Raw genomic sequence first — 2,733 nt, forward strand, 5'->3', positions numbered from 1 at the left:
CCTTCAGCGTTGCCGACAGCGCCGGCTGCAGGATCGAATAGGTACCGGCCGAGCCGCAGCAGAGATGCGAATCGGCGACCACCGTGGTGCGGAAGCCGGCAACCGTCAGCAGGCGTTCGACGTTGCCCTTGTTCTTCATGCCGTGCTGCAAGGTGCACGGTGAATGGAAGGCGATCGCTTCCGGCTTCGCGGGGGAACGCGCCAGCGCACGATCAAACGCAGCGGCTTCGCGAGTCAGCAGGCTGGTCAGGTCGATCAGCGCGGCGGTGACTTGGGTGGCCTTCACCGCATAGGCCGGATCGCTCGCCAGGTGGTGCGCGTACTCGACGACGAAACTCGCGCAGCCGCTGGCGCTGACCACGATGCCCTCGGCGCCGGCATCGAGTGCGGCGCAGAGCCGGTCGATGGCGATGCGCGCCGTATCCAACCCTTCGGCCTGCGCGTTCAAGTGGTAGGACACGGCGCCGCAGCAGCCGATCGACACCGCTTCCGCACTGATGCCGATGGCATCGAGCACTCTGGCGGCGGCGCTGTCGATGTCCGGTGCCAGCGAGGGCTGCACGCAGCCACCGGCGATGACGATGCGGCGCGCGTGACGTGGCTCGGGCCAGCGGCCGGCCGGGCGGGCCAGCGGCACGGCGTCCTTCAGGACGCGCGGTAGCAAGGGCCGGAACAAGCGGCCGAGGCCGAGCAGGAAGGCGAAGCGCGCCGGATGCGGCAGCACCTGTCGCAGCAGCCAGCGCAGCGCTCGCGCCGGCAGGCTGCGCGGTACTTTCGCTTCGACGACTTCGCGGCCGATGTCGACCAGCCGTCCGTACTGCACGCCGCTCGGACAGGTCGATTCGCAAGATCGGCAGGTCAGGCAGCGATCGAGATGGTCGCGGGTCTCCGTGGTGACCGGCGCGCCTTCGAGCACCGACTTGATCTGGTAGATGCGGCCGCGCGGGCCATCCAGTTCGTCGCCGAGCAGCTGGTAGGTCGGGCAGGTGGCGTTGCAGAAACCGCAGTGCACGCAGGCGCGCAGGATGCTGTCGGCTTCCTGGCCTTGCGGGGTGTCGCGGATGAAGTCAGCCAGGTTAGTTTGCATCTGGGGTCTGCATCAGAAGTCCGGATAGAGCCGGCTGCGATTGAGGATGGCAGCTGGATCAAACGTAGCTTTGAGACGGCGATGCAGCGCCATCACGGCAGGCGCCGGCAGCTGAAAGGCGTCGCTGCGCGTCGCCTGCCGGAACGCCGTTGCATGTCCACCACAGGCGGTGGCCAGCGTGCGCAGATCGTCTGCCGAGCGCGCCGTGCGCAGCCAGCGCTGACCACCGCCCCAGTCGATCAGCTCGTCGATGTCCTCAGCCGCCAGCGGCAAGCTCGTCGGCTTGACCGCGAGCCGCCACAGCGGCGCGTCACCGGCGAAGAATGGATGCTTCTGCTCGCGCAGCACGGTCCAGAACGCTGGTGCATCCAGCAGCACCTCGCCACCGAGCCTGGCGACCGCGGCCCGCACCGCCGCCGGATTACCGGCCAGTCGCAGCTTCAGGCGACCCTGATGATGGATCGCGCCCGCCAGCGGCAGCGGCTGGCCGGCCAGGCGATTCATGGTCGCGATCGCCGATTGCGCGTCGGCTTCGAACACCCGCGTCTCGTCGGCCTCCGGCGTCGGCAGCACCTTGAAGCTGACCTCGGTGATCAGGCCCATGGTGCCCATCGCGCCGGCCTGCAGGCGGAAGGTGTCGAAGCCGGCGACGTTCTTCATCACCTGGCCGCCGAAGCGCAGGCATTCGCCGCGACCATCGATCAAGGTGACGCCGAGCAGGTAGTCGCGCACCGCACCGGCATACGGCCGACGTGGCCCGGACAGGCCGCTGGCGACACAGCCGCCGACCGTCGCCCCGGCGCCGAAATGCGGCGGCTCGAACGGCAGGCATTGGCCGGACGCGGCGAGCGTCGCTTCGACTTCGGCGAGCCGGGTGCCGGCCTTGACGGTCAGCACCAGCTCGCTAGCGTCGTAGGCGATGACACCGCTGTGCAAACGGGTATCAAGCAGATCGCCCAACGGCTCGCCGCCGAGGAAATCCTTGGTGCCACCGCCGCGAATGCGCAGCGGCGTGTCGTTCGCTGCCGCGCTGCGGATGCGCTCCTGCGCCTGGGCAATGAAATCGGGCATCGGTTCAGAAGCGCGGCAGGTCAGGATGCGAGACCACGCCCTTGTGCACATGCATGCGACCCATCTCGGCGCAGCGATGCAGGGTCGGCACCGCCTTGCCGGGATTGAGCAGGCCGCGGGGATCGAAGGCTGCTTTCACCGCGTGGAAGGCTGCGAGTTCGACCGAGCGGAACTGCGTGCACATGGCGTCGATCTTCTCGACGCCGACACCGTGCTCGCCGGTGATCGTGCCGCCGACCGCGACACTCAAATCGAGGATGCGATTGCCGAAAGCTTCGGCCTTTTCGATATCGCCGGGCTTGTTGGCGTCGTAGAAGATCAGCGGATGCAGGTTGCCGTCGCCGGCGTGAAACACGTTGGCGCACAGCAGCCCGAACTCGGCGGAGTGATCGGCGATCTTGCGCAGCACTTCACCGAGATAGCGGCGCGGAATGGTGCCGTCCATGCAGTAGTAGTCCGGCGTGATCCGGCCCACCGCCGGGAACGCGGCCTTACGGCCGGCCCACAGCTTGAGACGCTCGGTTTCATCCTTCGAGGTGCGCATCGCGGTGGCGCCCGCCGCCAGCAACACGGCT

3 protein-coding genes are annotated in these 2,733 nt (G+C 68.1%); all 3 read right to left on the reverse strand.

Annotated elements, in window-relative coordinates:
- Positions 1-1,087, reverse strand: a 1,087-nt coding sequence (glcF, locus tag Q0D45_RS21380) for a glycolate oxidase subunit GlcF (RefSeq protein WP_293397896.1), incomplete at its 3' end; no start/stop codon positions are given.
- Between the two features lie 12 nt (positions 1,088-1,099).
- Entirely contained in the window at positions 1,100-2,158 is a 1,059-nt protein-coding gene (gene glcE / locus Q0D45_RS21385) for a glycolate oxidase subunit GlcE (protein ID WP_293397897.1), read from the reverse strand.
- Between the two features lie 4 nt (positions 2,159-2,162).
- On the reverse strand, positions 2,163-2,733 hold a 571-nt coding region (locus Q0D45_RS21390), incomplete at its 5' end, for an FAD-linked oxidase C-terminal domain-containing protein (RefSeq protein ID WP_293397899.1).

This window comes from Nevskia sp. (genome assembly GCF_023266035.1).
Taxonomy (GTDB): Bacteria; Pseudomonadota; Gammaproteobacteria; order Nevskiales; family Nevskiaceae; genus Nevskia.